Origin of the sequence: Streptomyces adustus (assembly GCF_009377175.1) — a bacterium.
GTDB classification, from domain to species: Bacteria; Actinomycetota; Actinomycetes; order Streptomycetales; family Streptomycetaceae; genus Streptomyces; species Streptomyces adustus.
This window is the reverse complement of sequence record NZ_VJZD01000400.1, coordinates 1-5,371: the sequence shown is the minus strand read 5'-3', so window position 1 is coordinate 5,371 and position 5,371 is coordinate 1. Positions and strand designations below refer to the sequence as shown.

General features: G+C 73.4%; 5 protein-coding genes. 3 read left to right on the top strand and 2 right to left on the bottom strand.

Annotated elements, in window-relative coordinates; genetic code table 11:
* A partial coding sequence (locus FNH09_RS44310; protein ID WP_152895532.1) for a PepSY-associated TM helix domain-containing protein occupies nucleotides 1–1,366 on the top strand: 1,366 nt, incomplete at its 5' end.
* Nucleotides 1,367–1,486: 120 nt separating this feature from the next.
* Here the strand turns inward: FNH09_RS44310 and FNH09_RS44305 are convergent.
* A complete protein-coding gene (locus FNH09_RS44305; RefSeq protein WP_338017868.1) occupies nucleotides 1,487–1,834 on the bottom strand; it encodes a tetratricopeptide repeat protein in 348 nt (115 codons plus the stop codon).
* A 223-nt stretch (nucleotides 1,835–2,057) separates the two neighbouring features.
* Here FNH09_RS44305 and FNH09_RS44300 point away from each other — a divergent pair, with 223 nt between their 5' ends.
* The gene (locus tag FNH09_RS44300) at nucleotides 2,058–3,023 is read left to right on the top strand and encodes a pirin family protein (RefSeq protein ID WP_152895531.1); all 966 of its coding nucleotides are present in this window, start codon (nucleotides 2,058–2,060) and stop codon (nucleotides 3,021–3,023) included.
* Nucleotides 3,024–3,298: 275 nt separating this feature from the next.
* Nucleotides 3,299–4,432, top strand: a complete 1,134-nt coding sequence (locus FNH09_RS44295) for a hypothetical protein (protein WP_202919884.1) — start codon at nucleotides 3,299–3,301, stop codon at nucleotides 4,430–4,432.
* Here FNH09_RS44295 and FNH09_RS44290 read toward each other — a convergent pair.
* The gene (locus tag FNH09_RS44290) at nucleotides 4,365–5,057 is read right to left on the bottom strand and encodes a cytochrome P450 family protein (RefSeq protein ID WP_152895530.1); all 693 of its coding nucleotides are present in this window, start codon (nucleotides 5,055–5,057) and stop codon (nucleotides 4,365–4,367) included. The genes FNH09_RS44295 and FNH09_RS44290 overlap by 68 nt on opposite strands.
* Nucleotides 5,058–5,371 lie beyond the last annotated feature (314 nt).

Genomic DNA, 5,371 nt, shown 5'->3' with positions numbered 1-5,371 from the left:
CGCCCCACCCGCGCCGTCCTCCCGCGGGTGGACCACACTGCGCCCGCTGGTCCTGCGACTGCACTTCTACGCGGGCCTGCTCGTCGCTCCGTTCCTGCTCGTCGCCGCGGTCACCGGCCTGCTGTACGCAGGCTCGTACCAAGCCGAGAAGCTTGTGTACGCCCACGAGATGACGGTGCCCGTCGGCGACACCGAACTGCCGCTGTCCGCACAGGTGGCCGCGGCCCGCGCGGCACACCCCGAGGGCACCGTCACGGCGGTACGGCCCTCGCCGGCGCCCGACGCGACCACCCGGGTGCTGCTCTCCGGCGTCGAGGGCGTCGGCGCCGACCACACCCTCGCCGTGTTCGTGGACCCGTACACCGGCAAGGTGCGCGGCGCCCTCGAACAGTACGGCTCGTCCGGCGCGTTGCCGCTGCGTACCTGGATCAGCGAACTCCACCGCAACCTCCACCTGGGCGAGACCGGCCGCCTCTACAGCGAACTCGCCGCGAGCTGGCTGTGGGTGGTCGCGCTGGGCGGTCTGGTGCTGTGGTTCTCGCGCCGCCGCGCGCTGCGCAAGGTACGCGGCATCAGCGGGCGGCGCCGCACGCTGGGCCTGCACGGCACCGTGGGCGCCTGGGCCGCGGCCGGGTTCCTGTTCCTCTCGGCGACCGGTCTGACCTGGTCGACGTACGCCGGTGCGAACATCGACGAACTGCGCACCTCGCTCGGCCAGTCCACCCCGTCCGTCGCGACGGCGGCGGGCGGCGAACACGCCGGGCACGACGCGGCGACCGCTGCCGGCGGGGACGCCGGACACGGGGTCGGCCTCGACAAGGTGCTGGCCGCCGCGCGCGCCGAGCGGCTCGGCGACCCGGTGGAGATCGTCCCGCCCGCGGACGCCTCCTCCGCCTACGTCGTCAAGCAGATCCAGCGAAGCTGGCCCACGAAGCAGGACTCGGTGGCGATCGACCCGGCGACCGGCGAGGTCACCGACGTGCTGCGGTTCGCGGACTACCCGGTGCTCGCCAAGCTCACCCGCTGGGGCATCGACCTGCACAGCGGGTCCCTGTTCGGGCTGGTCAACCAGATCGCCCTGATGCTGCTCGCGCTGTCGCTGATCCTGCTGATCGTGTGGGGCTACCGCATGTGGTGGCAGCGCGGCCGCGGCTCGGCGTTCGGCCGCCCGATACCGCGCGGCTCCTGGCAGCAGGTGCCGCCGTACGTACTCGTCCCCGGGCTGGCCGCGGTCGCCGTCCTCGGTTACTTCGTGCCGCTGCTCGGCATTCCCCTGGCCTGTTTCGTCGCCGTCGACGTCGTGCTCGGCGAGATCGCCCACCGGCGGGGCCGGCGGACCTCCGGGAGCGAAGCGGCGGCCGGGTGACGCCGTAGCGGAACGACGGCGGGGGCGCGCGGCAGTCGTACCGCGCGCCCCCGCCGTCCGGGGAGGACGCTCCCCCTCCCCGGGGCCGACCGCTCAGACCTGTCAGACCTGTCAGACCTGTCAGATCTGGTCGAAGTCGCCCGCCAGCGCCGAGGCGATCCTCAGGTGCGAGGCCGCCTCCTCGTGCCGGCCCTGGCGCTGGAGCGTACGGCCCAGCATCAGCCGGGCGTAGTGCTCGACCGGGTCGCGGTCCACGATGACGCGCAGCTCGCTCTCCGCCCGGCGCAGTTGGGCCGAGTGGTAGTAGGCGCGCGCCAGCAGCAGCCGGGGCGCCGTCTGCTCGGGCACCTCCTCGACCAGTCCGTCCAGGACGCGGGCCGCCGCCGCGTAGTCCTCGGCGTCGAAGAACATCCGCCCGCGCTCCCAGCGCTCCGCCGTCGTTCCGTGGTCGTAGTACGTCGTCTCCACTCGTGACCTCCTTCGGGGGCGACAACGGCCCAGGTTTGTTGAATATTCCACTACGCGTCCACCGTGCCGGGCTCCCGGTGCGGTGACGGCCGCTCCCGGCCCGGCGCGCCCGGCGGGCGGCCGGGCACCGGGAACCGCATCCGGAAGCGAACCGCTACCTGACCGGGCGACAGCCCAGGCGACGGACTGACGGAGCGGGTCCGGCGGGGCTAGGTTGGGCGCCATGAGCAATCTTGACCGCGAGCCGGTTCCCGCCGTCTGCGGTGGCCGTGGGTTCGTCGTGGCGGAGCCGGTGCGCGAACTCCTCAGCCCTCGCCGCGTCCGGCTCGGCGAGTCCACCGAGGTCCGCCGACTGCTGCCCAACCTGGGCCGGCGCATGGTGGGCGCCTGGTGCTTCGTGGACCACTACGGCCCCGACGACATCGCCGACGAGCCCGGCATGCAGGTGCCCCCGCACCCGCACATGGGCCTCCAGACGGTGAGCTGGCTGCACGAGGGGGAGGTCCTGCACCGCGACTCCACCGGCAGTCTTCAGACGATCCGCCCCCGCGAACTGGGCCTGATGACCTCCGGCCGGGCCATCAGCCACTCCGAGGAGAGCCCCCGGTCGCACGCCCGCTTCCTGCACGGGGCGCAGCTGTGGGTCGCGCTGCCCGACAGCCACCGCCATGTCGATCCGCACTTCGAACACCACGCCGAACTGCCGGTCGTCACCGCGCCGGGTCTGGAGGCCACGCTGGTGCTCGGCGGTCTCGACGGCGCGACCTCGCCCGGGACGGCGTACACCCCGATCGTCGGCGCCGACCTGACCCTGACCGCCGGTGCGGACGTACGTCTGCCGCTGGAGCCGGACTTCGAGTACGCGGTGCTTTCCATGTCCGGCGAGGCCCATGTCGACGGCGTGCCCGTGCTGCCCGGCTCGATGCTCTACCTCGGCTGCGGCCGCGCCGAACTCCCGCTGCGCGCCGCGTCGGACGCGGCGCTGATGCTCCTGGGCGGCGAGCCGTTCGAGGAGGAACTGGTCATGTTCTGGAACTGGATCGGCCGCTCCCAGGAGGAGATCGAACAGGCCCGCCGGGACTGGATGGAGGGCAGCCGCTTCGGCGAGGTGAAGGGCTACGACGGCGCGCCGCTGCCCGCCCCCGAGCTGCCGGCGGTGGCCTTGAAGCCGCGCGGACGGGTGCGCTGACCGCCACGGACGCATGACGGGCAACACTGCGGGCGGAGGGTTCGGGACTCCGCCCGCAGCGCGTTCCGCACGACCTCCTCCCCCCTGACAAGTACCGACCGCTCCGACCGCGGCGGGCGGTGACGGACCCGGCCGGCCCGGCGGCGCGACGCCTGGCGTTCTTCTGCTCATCGCGCGCTCGCCCCGAACCGGTAGCCCTCTCTCCCTTATCGTGCACATGTCATGCAGCCGGTCGGTGTTCCGGTCCGGCCCGACTCCACGATCCGGAGGCCCCGTTGCCGATCGCCCGCCCCCCGCTGCCCGCTCCGCGCCCGCCGCTCACCGCCGGCCGTCGTCACGCGCCCCGGCTCCTCGCCGTCCTGGTCGTGCTGGCCCTGGCCTGGTGCGCCGCCCTCGCCCGGCCCGCCGCCGCGGCCGCCGGAACCCTCGCCACCGACCGCCCCACACTCGCCGCGTGGTGGGCCCCGGTCCACTTCCAGGACGTCGACACCACGGGTGAGACCGCCCTCGCCGGCCAGTCCGACTACCTGGCCGCCTACGACTTCGACGGCGACCTCAACGGCCGCAACAACTGGGAGAACACCGGCCGTTCACCGCTCGCCGCGCACGTCTACTACTCGGTGACGCAGACGCAGTCCTTCTCCTACCTGCTCTACGTCTACTTCCACCCGCGCGACTGGTCCGACGGCATCCTCGACAACTACCAGGAGGACCTCACCGAGCACGAGAACGACTCCGAGGGCGTGCTGCTCGTCGTCGCCAACGACGGGACCGCGTACGGGACCCTGAAGGCGGCCCTCACGGTGGCCCACAGCGACTTCTACTCGTACGTCCCCTCCGGCGGCGACTTCACCAGCGGCGCGGAGAGCGTCGACGGCACTCTGCCGCTGAAGAGCGACCCGCACACCGACGGCCATGCCCGTCCGTTCACCGCCCAGCAGGCCAACACCCACGCCGCGTGGGCCGAGACCGCGATCTCGCAGGTGGCGAGCCAGTACAACAGCGGTGACGGCGTGCTCTACTACCCGGGCGACACCGCCGAGGTTCCCTCCGGCGCCAACGACCGCGACGTCCAGTACACCCTGACCGACGTGTTCGCCTCCGGCGGGATGTGGGACCGGCGGAACACCACCAGCCTGTTCGCCGACCCGGGCCGCTTCGCCGGCGACGACAGCTCCAACCCGTACGGAGCGGCCTGCGGCGCGGGCGGAGTGCTCGGCCCCGCCTACGGCGCCTGCGACACCGACGCCGCCAACCCGCCGTGGGCCTGGGACGACCACGACGACACACCTGGCGCGGGCTATCTGGCCACACACCCGGCCGAGTTGGTCGCCGACTACTTCAACTGGCCGGGGGAGCCGGCCACTCCGGACACCACCTACATCTGGAACCCGTACCTGGCGGGCTGACCCCCCGGGCCGGCCCCGCCATGGCCACCGGGTTCTGATCGACGCCGCCCACCCGGCGTCCGGGTGGGCGGTGAGGAACAGCAGCACCGCCTACCCGCGCGAGGCCGGGCCCGGTGTCAGTGCCGTACCGGCGGAAAGCCTGCCCGCAGGCCCGCCGGTGCGAGTCGGCCGACGAACTCCAGGTCCACCGAGCCAGGACCGGATCGGCGTCCAGCAGAAAACCGAGCAGGTCGCTGTGAGGTGCGCAGGCGCCGGGCGCGTGGGCGTCGGGCGCGCGTCGCCGCCGGACGATCCCGGTCTGCGCCTCGGTCAGCCGCCGGACGGTGCGGAAGAAGCGGCGGTGGCGGGGCAGCGGCAGCCACCAGGGGAACTCGTAGGACGACTCCGTGAACGCCTGGGTGGCGTGGATGGTCTCGTGGAGCAGGTCGGGGACGCCGGTGGAGTCCGCGCCGAAGCAGTACTCGGCGATCGACCGGGCCGTGAACGCCCTCATCGCGGTGAGCACGTCGACCTCGCGGCCGGCGGTCCCGGCCAGGACCGCGTCCAGGAGCTCGACGGTCCGGTGGTCGCTCGCGGCCGCCGCCGACCGGTTGAGCCCCGGCCAGGTGGCCCGGCGCGCGGCCATCCAGGAGGTGGCACGCTCGGCGGCCCGTCCGTGGCGTCGTCCGGTCGGGGCGGCGAATTCCTCGCCGCCCGGAAGGCCCCCGGTGCCACCCGCACCGGGGGCCTTCCGAACCCGTCGCGCGCCGGCCGGGGGGCTGCGCGGACTCCGCTCACACGGGTGATGTGGAGTCATATATTCATATAAAAACCCCTCTTGCTGGCACAGTGTGCTCATGGAGACCTTCGCCCCCACCGACCGCGCCCGCCCGCCGCGCCCGGGTCGGCGCCGTCGCACGGCCTGGGGTCTGGCCGTCGTCGGCGCCGCGGGGATCGCGG

What these genes read in the sequence shown, in the direction of transcription:
- FNH09_RS44300 (WP_152895531.1), top strand. Translation starts at nt 2,058, where the DNA reads ATGAGCAATCTTGACCGCGAGCCGGTTCCCGCCGTCTGCGGTGGCCGT.
- FNH09_RS44290 (WP_152895530.1), bottom strand. Translation starts at nt 5,057, where the DNA reads ATGGCCGCGCGCCGGGCCACCTGGCCGGGGCTCAACCGGTCGGCGGCG.